General features: G+C 60.8%; 18 protein-coding genes, 1 other RNA gene and 1 pseudogene. 14 read left to right on the forward strand and 6 right to left on the reverse strand.

The genetic code is table 11. The features are described 5' to 3' along the window. The first annotated feature begins 453 nt into the window (after positions 1-453). The 5 genes from F7O44_RS16370 to F7O44_RS16390 all read left to right on the forward strand — a co-directional run bounded on the left by F7O44_RS16370 (position 454) and on the right by F7O44_RS16390 (position 9,586). Positions 454-753: an HK97 gp10 family phage protein gene (locus F7O44_RS16370; protein WP_162451332.1), complete on the forward strand. Its 300-nt coding sequence runs from the start codon at positions 454-456 to the stop codon at positions 751-753. A 269-nt stretch (positions 754-1,022) separates the two neighbouring features. After that, positions 1,023-1,499: a hypothetical protein gene (locus tag F7O44_RS16375; protein ID WP_162451333.1), complete on the forward strand. Its 477-nt coding sequence runs from the start codon at positions 1,023-1,025 to the stop codon at positions 1,497-1,499. Between the two features lie 190 nt (positions 1,500-1,689). Further along, entirely contained in the window at positions 1,690-5,766 is a 4,077-nt protein-coding gene (locus tag F7O44_RS16380) for a phage tail length tape measure family protein (protein ID WP_162451334.1), read from the forward strand. Positions 5,767-5,770: 4 nt separating this feature from the next. Continuing rightward, a complete protein-coding gene (locus F7O44_RS16385; RefSeq protein WP_162451335.1) occupies positions 5,771-8,509 on the forward strand; it encodes a hypothetical protein in 2,739 nt (912 codons plus the stop codon). Between the two features lie 51 nt (positions 8,510-8,560). Further along, entirely contained in the window at positions 8,561-9,586 is a 1,026-nt protein-coding gene (locus F7O44_RS16390; protein WP_162451336.1) for a hypothetical protein, read from the forward strand. A 259-nt stretch (positions 9,587-9,845) separates the two neighbouring features. Here the strand turns inward: F7O44_RS16390 and F7O44_RS16395 are convergent, their stop codons facing one another. Next, on the reverse strand, positions 9,846-10,703 hold the full coding sequence (locus F7O44_RS16395; protein ID WP_222851422.1) for a hypothetical protein: 858 nt from the start codon (positions 10,701-10,703) through the stop codon (positions 9,846-9,848). A 14-nt stretch (positions 10,704-10,717) separates the two neighbouring features. Further along, positions 10,718-10,978, reverse strand: coding sequence for a hypothetical protein (locus tag F7O44_RS16400; protein WP_162451338.1), 261 nt, complete (start codon positions 10,976-10,978; stop codon positions 10,718-10,720). Positions 10,979-11,133: 155 nt separating this feature from the next. On the opposite strand from F7O44_RS16400, the gene F7O44_RS16405 reads away from it, so the two are divergent. Both F7O44_RS16405 and F7O44_RS16410 read left to right on the forward strand, forming a co-directional pair. Continuing rightward, entirely contained in the window at positions 11,134-11,301 is a 168-nt protein-coding gene (locus F7O44_RS16405; RefSeq protein WP_162451339.1) for a hypothetical protein, read from the forward strand. A 164-nt stretch (positions 11,302-11,465) separates the two neighbouring features. Next, positions 11,466-11,627: a hypothetical protein gene (locus F7O44_RS16410; RefSeq protein WP_162451340.1), complete on the forward strand. Its 162-nt coding sequence runs from the start codon at positions 11,466-11,468 to the stop codon at positions 11,625-11,627. 126 nt (positions 11,628-11,753) lie between these two features. Here F7O44_RS16410 and F7O44_RS16415 read toward each other — a convergent pair whose 3' ends face one another. Together F7O44_RS16415 and F7O44_RS16420 are read right to left on the reverse strand one after the other, a co-directional pair. Continuing rightward, on the reverse strand, positions 11,754-12,050 hold the full coding sequence (locus F7O44_RS16415; protein WP_162451341.1) for a hypothetical protein: 297 nt from the start codon (positions 12,048-12,050) through the stop codon (positions 11,754-11,756). A 94-nt stretch (positions 12,051-12,144) separates the two neighbouring features. Then, positions 12,145-13,095: pseudogene (locus F7O44_RS16420) on the reverse strand (TadA family conjugal transfer-associated ATPase); the annotation flags it as partial. A 359-nt stretch (positions 13,096-13,454) separates the two neighbouring features. Here F7O44_RS16420 and prfB point away from each other — a divergent pair. From prfB to smpB, 6 genes are all read left to right on the forward strand, one after another. Continuing rightward, positions 13,455-14,573, forward strand: coding sequence for a peptide chain release factor 2 (gene prfB / locus F7O44_RS16425; RefSeq protein WP_162451343.1), 1,119 nt, complete (start codon positions 13,455-13,457; stop codon positions 14,571-14,573). Positions 14,574-14,880: 307 nt separating this feature from the next. Next, positions 14,881-15,705, forward strand: a complete 825-nt coding sequence (locus tag F7O44_RS16430) for an LPXTG cell wall anchor domain-containing protein (protein ID WP_187361380.1) — start codon at positions 14,881-14,883, stop codon at positions 15,703-15,705. A 307-nt stretch (positions 15,706-16,012) separates the two neighbouring features. Further along, a complete protein-coding gene (gene ftsE, locus F7O44_RS16435; protein ID WP_162451345.1) occupies positions 16,013-16,702 on the forward strand; it encodes a cell division ATP-binding protein FtsE in 690 nt (229 codons plus the stop codon). Positions 16,703-16,738: 36 nt separating this feature from the next. Further along, a complete protein-coding gene (gene ftsX / locus F7O44_RS16440) occupies positions 16,739-17,641 on the forward strand; it encodes a permease-like cell division protein FtsX (RefSeq protein WP_162451346.1) in 903 nt (300 codons plus the stop codon). Positions 17,642-17,802: 161 nt separating this feature from the next. Further along, positions 17,803-19,350, forward strand: coding sequence for a peptidoglycan DD-metalloendopeptidase family protein (locus F7O44_RS31930; protein ID WP_162451347.1), 1,548 nt, complete (start codon positions 17,803-17,805; stop codon positions 19,348-19,350). Positions 19,351-19,474: 124 nt separating this feature from the next. Beyond that, complete coding sequence (gene smpB / locus F7O44_RS16450) at positions 19,475-19,945, forward strand: SsrA-binding protein SmpB (protein WP_162451348.1); 471 nt, start codon at positions 19,475-19,477, stop codon at positions 19,943-19,945. A 21-nt stretch (positions 19,946-19,966) separates the two neighbouring features. Here the strand turns inward: smpB and F7O44_RS16455 are convergent, their stop codons facing one another. After that, the gene (locus F7O44_RS16455) at positions 19,967-21,976 is read right to left on the reverse strand and encodes an acyl-CoA dehydrogenase family protein (protein ID WP_162451349.1); all 2,010 of its coding nucleotides are present in this window, start codon (positions 21,974-21,976) and stop codon (positions 19,967-19,969) included. Positions 21,977-22,166: 190 nt separating this feature from the next. Here F7O44_RS16455 and ssrA point away from each other — a divergent pair. Beyond that, positions 22,167-22,537: a transfer-messenger RNA gene (gene ssrA / locus F7O44_RS16460) on the forward strand. Between the two features lie 141 nt (positions 22,538-22,678). Here ssrA and F7O44_RS16465 read toward each other — a convergent pair. Next, positions 22,679-23,263: a DUF2867 domain-containing protein gene (locus F7O44_RS16465; RefSeq protein WP_162451350.1), complete on the reverse strand. Its 585-nt coding sequence runs from the start codon at positions 23,261-23,263 to the stop codon at positions 22,679-22,681. Positions 23,264-23,318 lie beyond the last annotated feature (55 nt).

Consider the following 23,318-nt stretch of genomic DNA (forward strand, 5'->3'; position numbering starts at 1 on the left):
GGTAGCCGGGACACCGGTCGATGACGACTGTTGTAAGGACGGCGGTCAGCTTCGGGTATGGGTGGACTCGCTCTACCCATCGGACACGTTCCCGACGCCGAGCAACACCGTCCGACAACCTGCCGGGTGTGATCCGGCGAAATCCACGGCTGTCGTATATGGATACCGACTCACACGGTGTGCGCCAACTGTCAGCCGCCAGGGTGTCGCCCCGACATGTGAGCAGCTCAGCCAGCACGCGCTGACCATGCACACCGATGCACAGGTGCTTTACGAGGCTGTGCAGTGTTGCCTGGCACAGCCAGCGCTAGGCCGCAAACGCGTCTTTCCGCACCTGATCGGCCGAGTACAGGTAGCTCCACCAAACGGCGGCTGCTCCGCTGTGTTCGGAACCGTCACAGTTGATCTCGGTCGGCCGTGTGGCTGCCCGTCTGATAGCCCGGAGAGCTAATCATGGCCGTAACCATCAACGCCGACGCGTTCCGTCGCCTGACTACCGACCCGAGTGGCCCTGCTGGTCAGCGGCTGCTGGCCTATGTACGCCGAGTGCAGGCCGCTGCGGTCGCATCAGCACCGGTCGATTCTGGAAGATTGCGCTCAGACATCACCATTGATGGTCCAGATGTCGGGACCGACTCAATAACCTACAAGGTTGTGGCTAACACGGATTATGCGATCTTTATCCACAATGGAACGAGATATATCGATGGTCGCCCATTTTTGACTGATGCGCTTAGGAGCACCCGCTTCTAACGTGCGCACTTTCTGACACATGAACGGAACTGCAACCCCGTCTCTACTTTGCGGTTGCGTCTTTCTCTCTGCTGCTTGATCACCCTAGAAAAGAACGAGTTTGGGTGTTCACGCAGACTCTTCTCTTCTTCGCGCAGGCGTATTCTGGAGAGATGCCTAATCTCCTGTAGTGCGGACATGCCTACCTCCAGTAATTCCGGTTAGAATGATTGTAGTTCGGATGGCTGGCGTTTGGGCCGCATCTCCGCTGTCGAGACCAGGGGATGTCCATGGCCACTAAGAAGTTCGCTTACCGTACAGAGGAAATCTGTGCTGAGTTAGGCGATGGAATCAAACTCTATTTTCAGCCTACACCGGATGGCATCGAGACTCTCGCGTCTTACGCAGAGTTCGAAGAAGCTCGAGAAAAGGCTGCAAAACTTGAGAAGGATGAAGAATCATCCAAGGCGGAGAAGACGCAAGCAAGTGTTGAGTTGATGCGCAAACTCCGAGCCCTACTCTCATCGATGATGACTCTAGAGAGTCGTGAACAGTTTGCCTCTTTGAGCATGCCCATTCCGTTACTCAGCGAACTGGTCCAGTGGGTGACCGAGGAACAGTCGGGAAAAGATGGTGGGTCGCAGAACGGCTCTGTATCGCCTGCATCCAAAGCTTCGAAAGCTTCGACTACTGGTGTGTCAGCCACGGATTCGACCTCTACGGAGGACGACGAAGAGGAGGAGGAATACAGCTCGGAAGACTTCTGAGTCTTTTCGAGCAGTTCCTGCTGAATAATCGGAAAGATGATGCAGCTCGCAAGAAATTCGAGCAACAGCTATATGCACCACCGAAAGGACTCAAACAGAAGCCGCAGAAACGCAAGCAGAGCAAGGCCGATATTTCGGCGTTCATGGCAGGCGTGGATGCTCCGCTAGCTGGTAAGAAGGTTAAGCGTAAATGAGCGAAGTTGTTGGTAGCGCGAGCGTAGAGGTATCGCTCGATAGCTCTGCTGCCCAGCAAGAACTTCAAGCATTCTCGCGTCGACTCAGCGACGCTTTTTCTCGCCTATCGGACCAGGCTGCCAGCGAACTAAGCAACATCGGAAGCTCTGCTGATTTCTCGGGTATCTCTGATGCTGCCGAGCAAGCCGCATCGGACGCCGAGGCTGCCGTCAGTGGCCTAGCGAACACGGTTGAGTCTGAGGTTTCCGGCATCGACGGTGACTTTTCCGGTATTTCAGCCTCTGCCGAACAGGCGGCATCTGAAGCAGAGTCAGCCATTGACTCTATGGTGGGTGCTGTCGAATCAGACGTTTCCGGGATAGATGGTGATTTCTCGGGTATATCCAGCGGGGCTGAGTCGGCTGCATCTCAGTCTGAGGATGCTTTTGCTGGTGTTTCGAGCGCGATTGAGTCTGATCTGTCCGGAATTGACGCTGATTTCTCCAGTGTGCAATCCAGTGCGGAATCGGCTGCCGCAGGGACACAAGCGGCTTTTGATGGCGTCGGTGGAGATATCTCATCAGAGTTCGATGAGGCCGATGATGGGGCACGGTCCCTAGAGGGGTCAGTTACACGTCTCGTTGCGGCGTTCGCGACGATGGCGACGATTCGCTCAGCGGTATCTACTGTTGAGGCGATCAATACCGAGATGGCGCTGCTGGAAAATCAGCTCGAAAATACGGGAAACCAGCTTGGTCTGGTATCTGGCGAAATGGAACAATTCGCTCAGTCCGCATCACTGGAATTTGGCATCGACGTTTCCGAACTTATCGATGCGCAAGCAACTATTGCATCGTTCGCTGGCGACGTTGATATCGACTTCACCCGGATGCGTGAACTATCCATCGACCTGGCTGCTGAGATGGGTCGGTCTATACCGGACGCGGCGCGTGATTTAGGCAGGGCACTGGAAGATCCAGAAGCCGCGTTCCGGCGACTAGAGCGGCAGAATATCTTTCTTGATGATGCCACCAAGGATCTGGTTCAGTCTCTGGCTGAGGCGGGCGATACTGCTGGTGCACAAGCCGCGTTGTTCGAGGCACTGGAACAGCGTGTAGGGGGCGCTGGTGCAGCTTCGGCAGACTCAACAGATCGTATACGCCAATCGTTTCAGGCGCTGCTGACCGACCTAGGCGGGCCGCTCGTTAGCGTCATCGACGACAACATCGACAAGATCCAGGATCTTATCGCGGCTGCCTCACCATTGGCAGAGACACTGGGCGAAGTAGCCGGAGTCTCCCTCCAGGCGTTTCTCGCTCTGGCTCCCGCGATCGAGGCAGTAGCTGATGTGATCGGGCATATCCCATCAGAGGTACTGGCCGCAGCGGCCGGTTTTGTCGCACTACAACGCGCCGCTCGTGGCGCGGCGGGTGCATTGAATCTGCTGCGAGCACACCCGGCCATCGCGGCGTTGTCGGCGATCGCTCTCGGACTCGGCGCGATCAGCAAGCTGGGCTCGGATGCATCCGCCGAGATGCACGAGGTAGACCGCGCCCTGTCAGAGATCGCAGGTACGGGCGGTCAGGCTGCCACCGACCTGATGGGAAGGCTAGATGACCGGATCAACGCGGTTGACGACTCTTCGAAAATCCTGTTCGTACGCTGGAACGATGATCCCTTCTCGGGGTGGACAGACCAGGGCGGAAATCTCGAAACAGTCCTGGGCGACATCAACGACGGGATCGTTCGCCTGGCAGCAACCGACCTGGACGCTGCCGAAGCTGCGTTCGAAGCCGTTCAGGAGAGTGTCGCTGGTGCCGGTGATGAGGTCCAGGAGATGGCCGAAGAGCATCTCTCTCAGGCTGAGTATGCGCTGGACCAGGCGCGCGCCGCTGCGGAAGAGACTGCCAACGCGATTAATGATTTCGGGCAATCCACTGAAGAGGCGGGACAAAAACTCGCCGCGTTCGATGTGTCCGGCACGGGGCAGGACTTTCTCGCGTTCGCTGAAATTCTGGAAGAATCAGAACACGCAGCTGAAGATTTCGAGGCAGCCGCTCAGAGGCTAGGCGTATCGGTTGAGACGCTAGAAAACGCGGTTCCTGGTGTGCAGGCAGAGTTCGAATCATTTTCTTCCACACTACAGTCATCGATTCCTGGAATCGATGACGTTGTTTCTCGTTCGTTTGAGAATATGACGCAACGGTTCGATGGGTTTTTCGACAAGTTGAATGAACTGGAGCCAGGGTCTGAGGCTTGGGTAGCTGAAGTCCAGCGAATGGCTGAAGAAAACGACACTTTTGCGGACAATCTGTCTGGACTTGAAGTCGGTTCACAAGAGTGGATAGAAGCCGTCCAACGGATGAACGAGGCCGGTGGAGCACTCGATCTGTCCGATATTTCAGACGCGATTTTCGGTGTGCAACAGGATGCCGAAGATTTCGTCTCCAATATGGACACGATCGTCTCCACGGGCATGACGGGTCTGGCCCAACTGGCAGCAGAATCGCCGGAGATCGCAGCCATCATCGCGGCGAACATCGATGACGACGAAGCCCTGGCCGAGATGGAGGCCGGACTCCAGAAAATCAACGATCTCAACCGTAATGCCATGCTGGAAATGGCAGCTGAACAGGCGCTGGTTTCTCACGCTGTAGGCGAGGCGATGAGAACAGGAACACTAGAACCTCTCAATCTGTTGCCTGGAGACATCAGAGATAATGTGATGCCCAGTGTTGCTGAGGCACTGGGAGTGTCTGAACCGCTAGAAAACGCGGCTGGTTCATCTGCCGAACTTGCTTCTGGTTCGTTCATATCTCGATTCCTTTCTGGAATCCAAGATGGGCAGCCATCGTTGGTGAACCAGGCCGTTGACTCCACCGGAGCCGCTGTTGATGGAGCCACTAGCAAGGCAACAGAAGCCATCGGTGCCGGTACTGTCCTGATGGACTCAGAGGCATCCGGTATCCGTGCCGGTCAGTCTGGAACGCAGTCGGTCATGGTCGGCGCAACCGGTGACATTATCGGTGCCGGTGAGCAGGCAGCCGCAGCCGCAACAGTCGTCGGTATGGCGGTCACGGCGGCATTCGCACAGGGGATGTCTAGGACTACCCGACTAGTGACTGTCGTAGCGAGGGGCCTCACACTGGAGGTAATCGAGGCCGCGCAACAGGCAGCAGCCTTTGCAAACGTGGCGGGCTCTGCTCTCACCGGAGCATTCGCCGAGGGCATCGCAGCGCGCGCAAGGATGGCAGCCACTGCTGGGCGCCTGGTCGCGTCGTCGGCCATCTCAGCGGCAGCCGGTTCGACTAGTGGCGCCTACTCAGTCGGCCAGGCCATCAGCAGCGGTATCGCATCCGGCATCTCAGCCGGTGTTGGACGCATCATCTCAGCAGCGGTCGCAGCCGTGAGAGCGGCTCTAGCGGCGGCACGTGCAGCCGCTTCGATCGCATCGCCATCGAAGTTGTTCAATGATGACGTTGGCTTGCCCATCTCCGAGGGCATCGCTGAGGGCATCCTCGCTGGAGAGCGAGACATCATCGACGCCACGAAACGGGTGGTGGATTCGGCTTCCAGGGCGGCACGAGACAACGTCAAGCTGCTCGATATTGAGGAATTCACCGATCGGGAGCTGTCGGCACTCAAGCGCGGTGACGTCGACGCGTATCTAGAACTCATCGCTCGTGGCATCCCGGATTCCATGTCGGACCAAGCTGCGCTCAATTATCTTGCAACAGAGAGAGCACGAGCTGAAAAGTTCATGCGGGAAGTTCTCGGAATAGACATCTTCCGTCGATATGCCTCCTCGATGAGCGCATCCGGCGATGTCTTGGAATCTGCTCGCCGCATCGCAGATACCGCTGCCCGCGAGATGCAGTCTGAGCTGGACCTACGTGCCGACATCAGCGCATCTGGACGACAGATCGCACTCAGCAGTAGTCAGTCATCGAGTGGTCCAGCGTTCGTAGCCAGCGATAGCGAATCGATGCGTCCGGTCACCAATAACAACAACATAAATGTGATCACTCCCGCTCAAGACCCCGAAATCGTGGCTGAAAAGGTCATGAACCGACTCGTGACATCGGGCAGGTGAGAAAATGCCGTACAAGGGTTGGTTTTCATTCGGTGGAATCGAGTTATTCAACGCTGAGCGTTTCTATAACTACGCTCCGCAAATTGCTCCGGGCTGGGACTTTTTGGCGTGTGATGAGTGTGACACGCTAGCTGAGGCACTCGGCGATGGTGAATACCGATCGATTGTTCTTGATGAGCCTTCCTGGTTCGATCCGGACAATCCTGACACGTACCGGTTTGCTGGTTTTCTACCGCTGTCCATCGTCGGGCTGACCGACTCCACCCGCACAGCTCCAGTGCTCTCCTCCACTCGTGACGGTGGCGTGATCGGTCGGGTACGTCACGGCGTACGAGAGATCAACGTGACCGGTGTCCTGCTCGGCGCAGACGATTGCGCGCTCGATGCAGGTTTCGAATGGCTGAAACGAGCGCTCGACGGAAATCCGTGTGCCGGGTGTTCAGGCTCTGACCTGTGCTTTTTCTCGTGCTGCCCGGACATCGCATCAGGCACGGTTGATCCAAACTCCGAACCAGTCGCGCACCCGGTAGAGCTGCGCTGGGGCTGGACCACCGAGGGTGGCCGTTGGCGATCGGGACACATCAGCGTGCAGGAGTTGCCGACCATCGCCACCGGCCCAGAGTTCGAGCCTCCGTGTGATGACACCACGTACGAGGTCACGTTTGACGATCTCCAGGATGGCCAGATCGTTGACGTCGCTGTCGTCAACGCCGATGGCGAGACCCTGGATGAGTCCGGTCCAATCGTGTTGCGACGTGACAACTGGGTACCGAACCCCACGTTCCGGCGCGACGCTGACCTGTGGGATGGCCACGCCAATACGATCACCAAGCTTGCCCATGAAGATGCTGGCCAGATCAGCATCACAACCGACCTGGCCGAAGGCGATCCCATCGCGACCGGGCTGGCCAGGGCTCCAGGGCGTGCAGGCGACGAGTGGTCAGGGCGAGTCACGCTGGAGATCGACACCACGAGCACCAATCTGGTACCAAACCCGCGTGTCGGTTTCGCCAACGGGTGGTCGGTGCATGATATCCAGGCTTGGGACTTACATCGATCTACAGACCAGTCCTTCTCCGGCACTTATTCGATGTATGCGGAAATAATCGGCGCATGGTTGGTAGACAGTGAAGTCTCACGTATGCAGGTAGGCAATGAACAACCGCCGTTTAGAATTAACGTAAATGGTGGTGGCGATTATTTCGTTGGTATTCATGCTTTCCCTGGTGAAGATGCAAGATCCGTACTTTCGGCAACTTTCTACGACGCTGACGGCAACAACCTAGGCATTGAACATGCGGCTTTCCAGGTTGCGACACCTGCGGGAGTCTGGACCTACGTCAGCGGAACCGTCACTGCCCCGGCGCAGGCAGCCTATGTCACGCTACAGGCCACTCTAGTGACCGATGATGGCGCGGCTGCCACGGCCCGATACGCCTACTGGGACGGCGCAATCGTCACACCAACCGGTGACCCATTTGTGGACTATTTCGACGGAGGCATGCCGGGAGCTGCATGGACCGGAACTGCCGACATGTCGCCATCGGCGCTGGTCACCGATACCGACGCGGAGATCTGCATCTCCGTGGGCACCGACGAACTGATCGGTGCCAGAGTGACTCTGCAACCAGGACAACCGGCCGAGGTTGCATTTACAGCCATTCCCGTCACCGGAACTCAGCCGCTGAACTTGGAGATCACAGCGTGTGGTGACGTACCAGCCGGGACTCTCGTGCGGATTTCACAGGCGATCATGAGCAGAGGAACAGCCGAAGTCGAATACTTCGACGGCGAGTCTGAGATCGACGGCTATGACGTGTCATGGCGCGGTGGTCCCGATCATTCGCGGTCGGTGATGAGCCTTGCTGCCATGCCGGTCGCGGTGACAGCACCCGATGACTCAGGTCCGGTGCGTCCACAGGTGAGCGTGCTCGGTGGTGATGACGTACATGTGACAGAGGTCGTCGCACTATCCAGGCAGGTGATCGATCCGGCCGAGTGCGCAGAGCTGTACATCCGCACGATCAGAGACGTCACGGTCACCGAGGGTCCGGTGATCTTAGAGCGTTTTGACGACGATGAATGCTCCGGGCGCGTGGCTCGCATCGAGTGGACCATGACCGCAGGTATCCCCTGGATATGGCGCACGCTGGCTCCCGAGTGGCAGCCAGCCGACACCGGCCAGGTCGTTCCGGCTGCCGACGACTGCCCACCGGATCAAGGGCCACCTCCGCCGTTGTCCGATCCGAACTGCCCACAACCTCCTGACCCGCCACGTGCGCCGACGCCACCTGACTGCCTGGAGGATGTCACGACCTACAGACGCAGCACGGTTGTGATACCCGGTGACCTGTTGTCGCCATGGGAAAACGCAGTTCCCATTATCGAGCTGGAGAACCGGTCATCGACAGCGGTGAGACAGGCAAGGGTGAGGTTCTATCCGAATCCGCTTAATCGCACTGAGTTCACTGATCTCGACCCATGTGGATGGTGTGGCGAATTCATTGTTTCCTATATCCCTGGAAACTCAACGATGACGCTCGATGGAATGACGCAAAGGGTGTCCGTTGAGCGTCCAGGAGGACAGGAATTCACTGCTGACCATCTCATCTACGGCTCTGGCGGTGGTCCAATGACATGGCCCGAGCTGTCATGTGGATTGAGTTACATGATGACGGTCGATTTCGCACCCGATGACGCAGATGTAGTAACTACATCTGTTCAGTTGGCGGTGCGTTCATAGATGGCTATACCCGCAGAAGCACACACGGCATATTTGTACGATCGAAGCGGGATGGTCCGCATCGGTGAAATCACGGATGTTTCGGACCTGTCGTGGTCCCGAGAGCGCAACAGCGTCAGCTCGGCACAGGTGACCGTTATCAACCCAACGCCTGAGTGTTGCGGGCTACTGTCTAGGGTCGAGCCGTGGCGTAACGAGCTGGTGATCTATCGGGGCAACGAGCGGGTGTGGGATGGAGTCGTAATGACCCCACAGTGGTCGAGAGAGGCGGTCACGATCACCGCCCGCGACATGCTAATTTGGACGCAGCGGGCCATCCTGAAAACCGGCTACACCGACAACAGGCGTTCAGTGGTCGATAGATCCCGCCTGATCTTGCAAAGTGAGCTGGCCAGATTTGAAAATCTCAACCCACCTATCAATGTGCTGCCATTTCTGCAAATTTATGCCAGCAACGTGACCCGGCAGAGCCGTGAGATTTTAGATTTTGAGAAATATGTGCTCGATGAGCTGGAAGACCTAGCGACCGCTGGCGCGCATTTCGCCACAGTCGGGCGCAGCATCTACATCTACAACCGCACCAGCGATGCTCTCGGATCGTCAGCCACGGTCAGCGAGAACGATTTCGTTGGTGACGACATCACCATCACAGCCCACGGCATGGACTTCGGCACCTACGCCGCCGTGACCGATGGGGAAGGCCACGCCGGAGACGCTGGCGGGACCGATCCGTACTATGGCCTGGTCGAACGGCTCACCACGCAGCGTCCAGAAGGCCGCGACGATGGCGATCCGGTCGATACCGAAGCTCTAGCCGAGCAGGCCAGGCTCGATCTGGCCGGACGCAACCCGGTGCCGGTACGGCTGCGGGTCGGCTCCGGTGCCACGCTCGACCCCCGAACGGCGCTGACCATCGATGACCTGGTGCCGGGCAGGCGCGTGCCAATCCGCACAGAGATGATGTGCCGCACCGTGACCTCTGAGCAGGTCGTAGACCGCGTACAGGTCACCGAAAACGCTGGTGGCGAGCGGATACAGGTCACGCTTGACCGAGCACCCTTCACAGGAGGCGACTAGTGGATCTCACCAGCGAACCCGAAACGATGGACGGCTGGATGCGCCGCATGGAGAAACGAGTTGAATCGCTGGAGCGACACCGCCACCCGAGGCCAGCCACGCTCAGGACGCAGAGCTGGATTGTGCGCGAAGACGATGACGGCAACCTTGTGGCCGAACCAGTCAACGGTGGCCCGGCAGTTGTGATCGCCTCGTCATAGACGCGAAAGCGCCCCCGGTCCGGTGATGGACCAGGGGCGCAAGTTTCGCCTACCTCAGCTCAAAAGCTGAGCTTGCAGTGAGGTTTATTAGATCCGGACGTATCCGCAGCAACGAGAATCTCAGACTCGCATGTATAGATTCGGCTATCGACTCGGATGACTAGATCTGGAAGCATCCATGCCTCACCATAGGCGAAGCTTAGATTCTCTGGATGCCAAAAATGAGGCGCAAGCCAAGCGGCAATGTCAGATTTTATTTCACTCGCCTCATAGGGACGGATAGTGTCAATCTTTACTGTCATCGTGAACCGACCTGGCGGGTTCATGGTGTTGAACTCGAACTTCTCCAGGCTATAGTCGAACTCGATCACATCATCCAGTTCGGAGATTAGTTTGTCTTCAATTTCTTCAAACTGAGCTGGAATAACCTCTACCATCTCATCTTGACGCTTGATGTAGTCTTCTTCCGTCGGCGTCTCGGTGGGCTCAGGCTCTGTCGCTGTCTCTATTTCTTGTTCGTTGTCAGAGCATAGATCGCGAAAGAATACGTAGGTGGTCTTTGAGTCCCAGTGTGGTTGTAGCTCTTGTCCGATGTCCGAAGCTAAGAATTCGGCTGTAAAACTGTTCGAGAAGGGATGCAACCCCATCGAGCGAACATCACCACAGATGTCTGTGCTGTCACCTAACCCAACCTCAAGTGCGGCCGTTGTGATCTCCTCATCGCTGTTTTCCGGCGACATCCCGATCTCATTCCAAACGGGATCAAGTTCGGTCTCAACCGCCGTTGCTGTTTCTGTTTCTGTTGCTGCTTCGGTTTCGGCCGTGGAGATCGGCTCAGCGTTTGTGTTGCTGTCGTCATCCCCGCCGCATGCTGTCGCCACGAGCGCGGCGATGATTGCTAACCCAATTTTCCTCATTCTCATTCTCATTCTCATTCTACTTCTCCATCTTCTTTAACTGATTCAGATTTAATGACCAGAGCGCGTGCAATCATCTGCTCAAAAACGTCTGCGGCTGGCCGATTCGCCAGCTCTGCAACGTTGGCAATGGCGAACGACGCGATTGAGGCCAGCACCAGCGTCACAGCGGCGACCTCTTGCGGAGATAGGCCGACCAACTGCGTTTTCGCCTCTTGCGTGATCATCTCCAGATCACCAGGGTGAAAGTCGTGGATATCGGTTGCCTTGATCACACTTCGTATCAAATCGACAGCGCGTTGAGCCGAGTTGTCAGAACTCACTGTTTGCCTCCGGGTGGTCGTCATATTTATTACGATCCCGCATATCTGCGTCGAGCATCGACCAAGGCACTGAGAAGTCTCCCAAAACTCGACCAGCTCAACCGCATATGACCGGTCGCGATGATCATTGGCTGTGGTCGTCCATCGGCGTCGGCTACCAGCTCTACCGACAGCTCGTGACTGGTGTCGTCGCTGGCATGGATCTTGGTGATGTACACCCGGCAACGCTCGCCGGGGTCGATGTGGACATGATCACACCATGGTGTGTGTCCTGATCTTTGTACTCTGTCTGGCATGGTCCCTGCCTCCTACTAGGTGGGTTCCTAGGCCCTGTCTGGTGTGGACGCACCTGGCAGGGCCGTTCTGTGTTTGGTCGTTGACGATGCACACGATACGCGCTTATAGGCGTGGACTCCACGCGGAGCGCATGCTGATAAGCGTGGCACGTGGCAGAAACCTCAACCTGTACATCCGGGCGGATGATGAGCCGCTGTGGGCGTGGGCTGAGCAAGAAGCCGCCCGGCGACGTCTCGCACTGTCCCAGTTCATGGCCATGCTCATCGAGCGTTATCGCGACGACTCAGAGGGCAACGAATCCTGAGCGCCGCTGTCTCCAGTACGCTCGGATACGAGCACGTCCAGGCGCACGACCTGCCGTTGCAGGTTCCAAAGCGCCGTCTGAACGGCAGCTTGAGCCTCGCTCACCCGGTCAACCTGCTCACGAATCTCAGGCGTGGTCATCGGCCGTCACCATCTCCCGGCACTCGCGCTCCGCGCGAAGACGCGCCAGCAGCTCATCAGTGCGGGCGTTCGATGCATCGTCGTAGCGTCGAGCCTGAGTGACCAGCTCGGATCGAGCCTGATGCAGAGCCTGGATCATCGCGTCGATGGTCTCGATGGAGTCGGTAGCCGCCTGGCGCTGGTGCGGGTTGTCGGGGTCGTAATCCCCGCCGTTCCAGGCGCTCAGCGCTGTGGCGAGACTTCGTACGGATGTCTCCAGTTCGGTGGTTATGGTTGTTGCCACGGTCGGACCTCCCGAGTCCGCATCGAGGGACCGGCCAGCGGTGGAATTGCTGTGTCGGTCCCGTTGGACAATCGGAAGTAGACGGTTACTAACGCAGTGGCAGCGTGCACATCTTGGTGACCGCCTCGCGGGCGTTGTTCGCGTGGATGCTGCACATTCCGGGTAGCCCGGAGTTGAGCGCGATCAGCAGATCGAGGCATTCATGTTGTCTGACCTCGCCGACCACGATGCGCTGCGGCCGCATCCGCAGGGCTTCCTTGATCAGCTGACGCAATGTGATCTCGCCGGTGCCCTCCAGGCTGGCCTGCCTGGTTTGCATGCGGACGATATCCGCGATCGGTGCGCGAAGTTCGAAGACTTCCTCACATGTGATCACCCTCTCCCGGGCCGGAACCGCGGAGACCAGTGAATTCAAGAGGGTTGTCTTTCCAGCTTGAGTGCCGCCGGAGACGATGATGTTCAGCCCCGCCGCGACGGCGGCCTCCAAGAATGCCGCGGCCTGCTCGCTGAGGGAACGGAGCTTGACTAGATCATCGAGACCGGTGGCATAGAGCACGTGTTTGCGGATATTGACTGCCCAGTGTTCTGAGGTGATATCCGGGATAACTACATGCAGGCGGCTGCCATCAGGGAGGGCGGCGTCGACAAACGGGCTGGAGAAGTCCACTCGCCGCCCCGAGCTTTTCAGCATCCGCTCCACGAGGCCACGGACCTCGTCGGCCGTGAGGATGGTGGTGGTCAGTTCACTGCGACCGCGGCGTGCAATGAAGATCCGGTCCGGCTGGTTGATCCAGATCTCCTCGACCTCAGGATCATCCAGGTATCGCTGAAGTGGCCCGTAGCCGGCCACGATGTCGGTCACCGAACGTGCGACCGCGCCCGGGTCTTCTAGTGGGGGCAGCGGCCGGGCCAGACTCCTCTCGCCGTAGGCGTTGACGACGTCGTCCACTATTCGCCGGACGGCGTCACGTTGGGTTACCGGATCGATGCCCTCCCGGCGCACGACGTCGCGCACCTCGGCATCGATGATCTCGACTGCGCCCATGACATGTTCTACCCACCGAAGAAGTCGAATTGGCGATACAAGGCGTTGATCATGCCGTGAACGACCGACTCGTTCAACCCCCGATCCGGTTTATCCACAGGTACCGAGAATCAGTGATCATCAACGTATATGTCGGATCTCAGGTGGCATTCGCGCCCCCGGAAAGGGATAAATGGAAGCGCCCGTAACCTCGCGCCCCCTGTCGGTGATCGTGAGCGGATTTTGGTTGTTCCGGCGGGTGCCCACCAGGCGCTTTGCTGCCGGGAAACAACCAAAATCCGCTCACGATCACCGGCACGCGGTGGCTGGGCCGGGCGACGTGGGTCGGGAGGGCGTTGAGACGCGTACCCTTGGGAGACGTGGCAACACGCGATATTGACGCTGAGATCCAAGAACTGTCCCAAATGCTGGCCGGGGTCGAGCACGTCCTCGAGCCGGAGAAGCTCAAGGAGCAGATCGACGAACTCGAGGAGCAGGCCGCCGCGCCGGACCTCTGGGACGACGTCGACCGTGCCCAGAAGGTCACCAGCCGGCTTTCGTATGCGCAGGCCGAGCTGCGGAAGGTGAGTGAGCTGCGGCAGCGTGTCGAAGATCTGCCGGTCATGCTGGAACTCGGCCGCGATGAGGGAGACGCCGACGCGATGGCCGAGGTGAGTAAGGAGCTGGATCAACTCCAGCGCCTCATCGCCGATCTCGAGATCCGGACCCTGCTGTCCGGCGAGTATGACGAGCGCGAAGCAGTTGTCACCATCCGGTCCGGCGCCGGCGGCGTCGATGCGGCCGACTTCGCCGAGATGCTGCTGCGTATGTACACCCGGTGGGCTGAGCGGCACGGCTATCGAGCCGACGTGCTGGATACGTCCTACGCGGAAGAAGCCGGCCTGAAGTCGGCCACCTTCGAGGTCAAGGCTCCCTTCGCATACGGGAAACTCTCCGTCGAGGCCGGGACGCACCGTCTGGTGCGGATCTCCCCGTTCGACAACCAAGGCCGGCGGCAGACGTCGTTCGCCGCGGTCGAGGTGGTGCCGCTCATCGAGAAGACCGACCACATCGACATTCCCGAGGCCGACATCCGGGTTGACGTGTTCCGCTCGTCCGGCCCAGGTGGGCAGAGCGTCAACACGACCGACTCCGCCGTCCGGCTCACCCACATCCCGACCGGCACCGTCGTGTCGATGCAGAACGAGAAGTCCCAGATCCAGAACCGTGCGGCGGCCATGAGGGTCCTTCAGTCCCGGCTGCTGCTCCTGAAGCGCCAGGAAGAAGAGGCGCAGCAGAAGGAGCTCGCGGGCGACGTCAAGGCGTCTTGGGGCGATCAGATGCGCTCATACGTCCTCCACCCGTACCAGATGGTGAAGGACCTGCGGACCGAGTACGAGGTAGGCAACCCGCAGGCGGTCTTCGACGGCGACCTCGACGGGTTCCTGGAAGCTGGCATTCGGTGGCGCAAACAGCAAGAGGGCAACACCGACTCCTGAAACACCGGGTTTGGTCCGAACACCAGCGGGTGCTCCCGGCAGCCGGGGCACGGGTGGCGACAGTGCGCATCGAGGTGAGTTGAGTCACATGCGCGGGAATCAGTTGCGGCAACAATAATTTTATGCCGTGTCGGATCTGGTGTCCGGTCCGTACCTTGTGTACAGTTCGGGCTGGTCGCCACAGTAGCGCGATCCAGGCCTTCGGGGGGCCTGCTTAGTAGCAGTATTTGAGAGGCCGGTATTTCGCATGCCATCTTCTGTGACATCTACGCGCCCTAATAGGGGCCGATTAGCGCTTTCCGCGGGTATGGCCAGCCTGCTGACCGGTGGTGCGCTCCTGGCTGTAGGACTCGTCTCGACCGCCTCGGCCGTGACCGCGGCAGACGGTCACGTTACACACGCGGACTTCTATGAATATGAGAAGCCCCATCCGAAGACCTGTGAGGAAGCGGGGCTTGACGGAGAACTGCTTATCCGGGTCGAGAGCGAGAACGGTGGCGGCGCGGACAACGCCGACGTCAAGGGCACCATTTCGGGTGATGACAACCAGTATCTCAACGTGGAACTGCTCAACGACGACAAGATCATTACGGGTGTGTTCATCAAGGCTGGCACTCCGTACCGCGTCTACACGGGCGGCGCCGAGAAAGACATGACAGGGCCGCCGAAGTACGAGGGCGGAGATAAGTTCCGGGCGATCAGCAACTGGTTCGTCTGCGGCGAGGAAAAGCCGACCGAGACGCCGGACCCGACTGAGACGCCGGATCCCACGGAGACGCCGGACCCGACCGAGACGCCGGACCCGACCGAGACGCCGGACCCGACCGAAACTCCGGATCCCACGGAGACGCCGGACCCGACCGAGACTCCGGACCCCACGGAGACTCCGGATCCGACCGAGACGCCGGACCCCACCGAGGACCCCACGGAAGAGCCGACCGAGGACCCCACGGACGAGCCGACCGACAGCCCGGAGCCGACCACACCTCCGGAGGATGACGAGGACAACGACGAGCAACTGCCGGACACCGGTTCGGCCGGCACGGCCTGGATGGTCGGTGGCGCGGCGCTGCTGCTGCTCGGCGGCGGCATGCTCGCCTTCGGTCGTCGTACCGCCGGTGGCATGGCCTGATCAGCAACGACGCTCCATCACACCGATAGCCGGTAGAGGTTCCCCTGCTCATCGGTAGTGGCCTACGGCCGGGCGTCCCTCCTCTAGGAGGGGCGCCCGGCCTGCTGTGCGCACCGCCCGGCCCATCGGCAATCTTGATTCGGGCCTGCGGTGCTCCGAGTGCAATCGCCACGGTGAGTCGTGAAACACGACGGTTCGGCCCGCTCGGCCGTGCCGTATCACCGAAGACGACGTACACTCGGGTGCGGCGTTTACGCGAGCGACCAGTTCCGGACGTGGAAGATCCCCATATCGTCGGCGAGGCAACGTGATCCGATTCGACACTGTCACCAAGGTGTACCCCACCCAGTCGGGGCCGGCTTTGGACAACTTGACCATGGAGGTCGAGCGAGGAGAGTTCGTCTTCCTCGTGGGCCCTTCGGGCTCTGGCAAGTCGACCTTCCTGCGCTTGGTGCTGAAGGAGGAACGGCCGACGTCGGGCCGGATCAGGGTGGCCGGCAAGGACCTGCACCGGCTGTCGAACTGGAAGGTGCCGCACCTGCGGCGCCGTATCGGCACCGTCTTCCAGGACTTCCGCCTGTTGCCCAACAAGACGGTCTTCGAGAATGTCGCTTTCGCGCTGCAGGTGATCGGCAAACCCCGGCGGCAGATCCTGCGGGACGTGCCCGCGGTGCTGGATCTCGTCGGGCTGGACGGCAAGCAAGACCGGATGCCCGATCAGCTCTCCGGTGGTGAGCAGCAGCGGGTAGCGGTGGCCAGAGCGTTCGTGAACCGGCCGTTGATTCTGCTGGCCGACGAGCCCACCGGGAACCTTGACCCGGCCACAAGCGTCGGAATCATGAAGCTGCTGGACCGAATCAACCGGACGGGTACCACTGTCGTCATGGCCACACACGACCAATCGATCGTCGACCAGATGCGCAAGCGGGTCATTCAGCTCGAGCACGGCCGGCTGGTGCGAGACCAGTCCCGGGGCGTGTACGGCTACACGCGCTGACCGCCAAGCCCTCTCTCACCCTTACGGAATCAAGCGATGCGCTTCCAGTATGTCTTGTCCGAGATCGCGACCGGCCTCCGGCGCAATCTCACGATGACCATTGCGGTCGTCATCACCGTCTCCATTTCGATCGCCCTGTTCGGCACCGGGCTGTTGATCCGTGCCCAGTCCGAGGCGACCAAGGGCTACTGGTACGACAAGGTCGAGATCTCGGTGTTCATGTGCAACGCCTACTCGGTTGCGGAGAACTGCGCCGGGGGTGAGGTCAGCGACAACGAGCGGGAGACGATTCTGCAGACCCTGGAGGGCCATCCCGAGGTCGCGGAGGTCTTCTACGAGTCTCAGCAAGAGGCGTACGACCGGTTCACCGAGCCCCTGGACGACCCGGTGGCAGAGGTCATCACTCCGGACCAGTTGCAAGAGGCATTCCGGGTCGCATTGGTCGATCCTGATCAATACGACGGCGTGGTCTCTGCCGTCGCGGGATTGCCGGGGGTGCAGAATGTCCATGATCAACGAGAAGTGCTGGGGCCGCTGTTCAGACTCCTGGACTGGTTCCAAGTCGGGGCTATTGTCATCGCGGTGATCCAAGTGGTGGCGGCCACATTGTTGATCGCTAATACCATCCGTCTCGCGGCGTTCAGTCGACGGCGAGAGACGGGGATCATGCGCCTGGTGGGCGCGTCGAACTTCTACATTCAGTTGCCCTTTATTCTGGAGGCCGCGATCGCGGGGCTCATTGGGTCCATTCTGGGCTGTGCGGCGGTGTTCGCCCTGCAAGAGGTGGCGGTATCGCGCCTGCTCGCGCCCAACTTCACCTTCACCGCATGGGTCAGTCAGGGTGACGTGTGGATGATGGTTCCATGGCTGTTGCTGACAGGTGTGCTCATCTCGGCCTTTGCGTCATTTATCACACTTCGCCGCTATTTGCGGGTCTAAGTACGTGTGAATTCAGGGGGCCCCGCCCCCAACGTTTCGGGCAAATCGCCTCTACCATTCTCGGTGTGAGGTGCCTGCCCGCATGCCGATTCCTCCGTACTTCTTCCATGTGCGTGTGAATGATGTTACGGTCGTGCACGTCTGGTACGGAGGAGTCAAGTGTGAATCGTGTGACTAACGGGGCCTCGTGGTACCGCCGAGGATTGGCGCTAGTGCTCACCTTGGGCGTGGCGTTCTCGGTGCTGAGCCCAGCATGGGCCGACAACCTCGAGGATCAGATCCGCGAGGGAGAAGAGCAACTCGAGGATACCGAGCGTGAGCTCGATGAGCTCCAGGAAGAGATCGCACACTCCACCCAAGAGCTGAACGAGGCGACTCAGGCGTTCGAGGAGGCCGTGAGTCAGATACCGGCGGCTGAAGAGAATCTGGCCAATGCCGAATCTGCACTGGCGGATGCGAACCGTGAGGTCGAGATCGCTGAGGGCGAGGTCATTGCCGCCCGGGCGGCCGACGCGAAGGCGGCTGAGAAACTGGCAGCTGCGGAGAAGCGGGTAGAGGACCAGAAGGTCCGCATCGCAGACGTCAACGAGCGTATCGACGGAAAACGGGCGTCCATCAGCCAGGTCGCCTCACAGGCGTACCAGCGTGGCACCGGCGGTGAGCTCGCCACTCTCGCCGCGGCCTTGCAGGCCACCGATCTTCACGAGCTTTTGACGACGGTCGAGGCCACCAGGGCGGTCGTCAATGCCGAGACCATGGTCCTGACCGACTTGCGAGACGATCGAGCCGAACTCTCCAACGAACGTGTTGTTCTCGAGGACCTACAGGCTGAGGCCGAGGAGCTGCGCCAGCAGGCAGCCGAGCAACTCGAGGAGACCGAGCGGGCCGAGGCCCGAGCCCGGGAGATGCAGGCAGAGGCCGAGCAAGCCACGCAAGCCGCGGCCGACGCCAAAGCGGAGGTCGAGGCATTGGTCGAAGCGCGCGAGAACGCGCGGCTGGCGGCCGAGGCGGCCCGGGACGAGAACGAGCGGCAGTATCAGGCGCTGGAGTCCGAACGCAACAGCATCCAGAGCGATATCGACCGACTCGAGCGTGAACACGCTGAACGGGAACGCGAAAGGGAGCGTGAGCGGGAACGCGAGCGGGAACGGGAACGCGAGCGGGAACGTGAGCGTGAGCGGGACCGGGACAACGGCGGCGGTGACAACGGCGGCGGTGACAACGGTGGTGGTGACAACGGCGGCGGTGGCGGCGGCGACAACGGCGGCGGTGGTGGCGGCGACAACGGCGGCGGCGGTGGCGGCAACGACGACGGCAACTCGTCGAGTGGTCTGCGGTTCCCGGTCTCGCAGCCATACGTGACCTCGCCCTATGGCATGCGTACTCATCCAATCACCGGCGTACGCAAGCTGCACGACGGCACCGATTTCCGCGCATACTGCGGAACACCGATCCGAGCGTCGGCGGCGGGCACCGTCGAGTGGGCGTCATACCGAGGCGCGTACGGCAATCAGGTCGCGGTCAACCATGGCGGCATGGTGACCACCTACAGCCACTTGTCACGCTATGCCGTCGGTGCTGGTGCCCAGGTGTCGCAGGGACAGGTGATCGGCTACTCCGGTACCACCGGGATGTCTACGGCCTGCCACCTTCACTTCATGCTCTACGTGGGTGGCTCGCTGCGGAATCCCATGGACTATCTCGGGTAACGAGCCGGCCCCCGGAACCGGCACGGCGTGGACACGTGCCCCCGGACCGGGTCCGGTGCCGGAGATGGGTGACGCCGGCGAAATGGATTCGTGCTGGCGGCGTCGCAGATGAGATCCTGTGGTTATGGCTCGCGAGCGCGGACGCACATTGGTGGCGCAGAACCGGAAGGCACGGCACGACTATCACATTGATGCCACGTACGAGGCCGGCATGGTCTTGACGGGCACCGAAGTGAAGTCGCTCCGGGCCGGCAAGGCGTCGCTCGGCGACGGCTACGCCGAGGTTCGTGACGGTGAGGTTTGGCTGCGCAACGTTCATATCCCGGAGTACGACCTCGGGACCTGGACCAATCACGAGCCGCGCCGGTCGCGAAAGCTACTTCTTCGGCGGGACGAGATCAGCCGGCTGATAGGCAAGACGAAGGAGAAGGGCTTCACCCTCGTACCACTGTCCCTGTATTTCAAGGACGGCTACGCCAAAGTCGAGATCGCGCTGGCTCGGGGTAAGAAGACACACGACAAACGGCAGGCCATCGCCGAGCGCGAGGCGAAGCGGGAAGCCGAGCGCGCCATGTCGCGGGCCCGCCGCCGCTAGCGCCGAGCCCGCTGCCAAGAGCTACCCAGGTGAGCGTGTCGACGGAAGCATACGGCGGGCGACGTTCTCCTTCGGGATCGGATCGGGATCGGCGATCCACGGTCCGGTTCCTTCGCTGACGTCGAGCACCCCGGCTTCGAACCAGGTGTACTGGCCTTGCAGCACGGCCTTGGCCAGAGACTCGTCGGCGGAGTCGGTGTTGTGCCACAGCGCGCGGAATAGCCCTTCGGTCCGCAGCCGGGCCTGCCGGCAGAACACATCGGCCAGCTCTTCCGCTGTCTCCGCGGGACTCGCACCACCGTTCCCTGGGCCGTCGGAGCCGGTTGCCGCGACACTGAGAGCCAGGCCCTCCGGGTTGGAGCGCATGATGTTCGCCCGCACACAGACCGCTGCCATTGCGAACAGTTCAGCGCCGATATCGACGACCCGTGCCAGGAATCCCTGTTTCTTCTCCAGCTTGCCTTGCCAGCGAGCCATCCCGTAAAACGTCTGCCGGGCGAGCTTGCGTGAGGCCCGTTCGATGTAGCGCAGATGGGTGGCCAGCGTGCCGAACTCGCTGTAAGCGTTCGGTAGTTGTCCAGTGCCGGTGGCGAGTTTGGGGAGCCACTTCGCATAGAAGCCCGTTGCGCTCGCCGCGGCCTTGGCCTTGCCGGCAAGGGCGACGTCGGGATCGATGATGTCACCGGCTGCCTGCAAATGCGCATCGACGGCTTCGCGTGCGATCAGCAGATGCATGATCTCGGTGGAGCCTTCGAAGATGCGGTTGATCCGCAGATCACGCAGGACCTGTTCGGCCGGGACCGCCCGCTCGCCGCGCGCTTGCAAGGAGTCCGCCGTCTCGTAACCCCGTCCGCCCCTGATCTGGACGAGCTCGTCCGCCACCTTCCATGCGGTCTCACTGCACCACAACTTGGCCAGCGCTGCCTCGATCCGGATGTCGTGCCGGTTCTCGTCGGCCATGTGCGCTGACAGCTCGAGTATGGCCTCCTGTGCGAACGCGGTGGCGGTGATGTAGGAGATCTTGTGTGCGACGGCGGCGTGCCTGCCGACCGGCTTTCCCCACTGGACCCGTGCCGCCGACCATTCGCGCGCGATCTTCGCGCACCATTTGGTAGCCGCGGAGCAGGTGGCCGGGATGGCCAGCCGGCCGGTGTTGAGGGTGGTCAGCGCGATCTTCAAGCCGCCGCCCTCGGGGCCGAGGCGATTCTGCGCCGGTACCCTGACCCGGTCGAAGCGGGTGACACCGTTCTCGATCCCACGCAACCCCATAAAGGCGTTCCGGTTCTCCACCGTGATTCCTGGAGAGTCGGCCTCCACGATGAACGCGGTGATACCTCCCCGTTCGCCCTCCCGTTCCGGCGCCCGGGCCATGACGACCAGAAGCTCGGCAACCACGCCGTTGGTGGTCCAGAGTTTGACGCCGTCGAGTTCGTAGGCGTTGCCGTCCTCGATCGGTGTGGCGGTGGTGGCTAGCCGGGCGGGATCTGAGCCGACGTCGGGCTCGGTGAGTAGGAACGCGCTGATGGCCCCCCGGGCGCAGCGGGGCAAGTACTCCTGTTTCTGCTCTTCGGTGCCGAACGCCTTGACCGGTTCGGGCACACCGATCGACTGGTGGGCGGAGAGTAGCGCGCCCAGGGACGGGTGAGCGCTGGTGGCCAGCCGGAGAGCTTCGTTGTAGGCAACCTGGGTCAGTCCGAGACCACCGTACTCCTCCGGGATCTTCATCCCGAACGCCCCGATGCGGGCCAGCGCCTTGATGCTCTCGTCGGGGATCCGGCCCTCGCGTTCGATGACGGCAGCGTCGAGCTCGGTGGTGCATACGGTGTACATCTGCTCGAGGAAGCGGGCAGCCCGGGCGGTGTCTTCGGCCGACAGGGTCGGGTGGGGGTGTATGAGGTCGAGCCGGAACCGGCCCAGGTAGAGCTCCTTCGCGAACGAGGGTTTGCGCCACTCCGTCTCACGTGCGGCCTCTGCGACTCGGCGTGCTTCTTGCTCATCGACGTGAACCGCGGCGGGTTGCGTCGTTGTCATTGTTCGCCTCCCAGCTTCGGCGGAGATCTACCATCAATTGTTACTCGCGAGTAGCCCTCAGCGAAACCTTCTTCCGCACGAATCATGGGGCGGGAATGTCGGTCGCCGGAAGGGTGTTGTTCCGTGTAGCCTTGTATCGCCTTGACGGCGTGGCCACTTCGCTGGTCGGCGAGGCATTGATAATTCAACAGGGGGTGAGCGGTTTCGACTTCGTACGATGAACCAGGGGAAGCGGGCCGAGGATGTCGCGTCATCTCGTAAACGATCGCGGCAAACGTTATAAGTGCCAACGAAAAGCGCACTGACTTCGCTCTTGCCGCCTGAGGCAAGAGACTGAAGTCTGTCGACCCGGGAGTGCTTCCGTCCCGGTGCTCGGCATCATTGAGGAGGCTCACCTGCCGGCACGGCTACGGGGTCGGTAGGGACATGTACGTGGCTGGGCTCGTCACGGTGACTTGCTTGCGTGATCACCGGAGCCAAGTAGAGGCATAGCAAGCTGCGCCCGGAGAAGCCCTGGAGAGGCGTCGAAGGACCCGAGTTCGATTCTCGGCACCTCCACACCCTGTGAGGCGGCTGGCCAGAGTGTTTCTGGTCAGCCGCTTCGTCGTTCCTGCCACCACGTCGTCACCTCTCGCCGGCGTCGCGGTGCTCGTCGGGCTCGCCCTTCGGCATCGTCTCGCGGGACTCGACGACCAGCGCCTTCTACGAGCTAGCCTGTTTGTGCCACTGCCGGTCGATGCGGCGGAGCAGTGCCGGGTAGACCAAGAACCGGCGCAACGGGGCGATCCCGGCCAGGTAGATCGAGCCGAGCCGTCCGTTCGGCTTGACCAGGACGGTCATCTGGCCGTGGTAGGCGCCCTTCCCGTCCGGGATCCAGCCCAGGTGCATCACGGTGTGCACGGTCCGGTTGGCCATCTCGGCGGCGAATTCGTCGTCGAGATAGTAGACGGTGGAGAACGGCTGGATGTCGATCTCTGGCTCGGTGGATATGCCGCGCAGCTCGTCGGGCAACCGATCCCGCAGTGACGGCGCGCTGGCGCCGAGTCCGTGTGATGCCTCGTCCCAGCCGAACAGTTTGCCGATCTTCCAGCGGGCGTTCCAGAGGAATCTCACGACCAACGGAGCCCCTTCGGGGAAGTTGTTGCCGAAGATCGCCGAGACAAGGCGAGGGAGTTCGCCGGCATCCCCCTGTGGTGGTAGGGCCCATACGTCCTCGATGGCGAAATCGGGGGCGAGTTCATGAATCCGCCAGGGCTGGGCGGTGTACGCGGTCTCCGGGAGTTTCATCCGACCTCGATTCATACGGAAGCGTATATAAAGACTATCACCGAATGTACGGCGC

Source organism: Phytoactinopolyspora mesophila (assembly GCF_010122465.1).
Classification (GTDB): domain Bacteria; phylum Actinomycetota; class Actinomycetes; order Jiangellales; family Jiangellaceae; genus Phytoactinopolyspora; species Phytoactinopolyspora mesophila.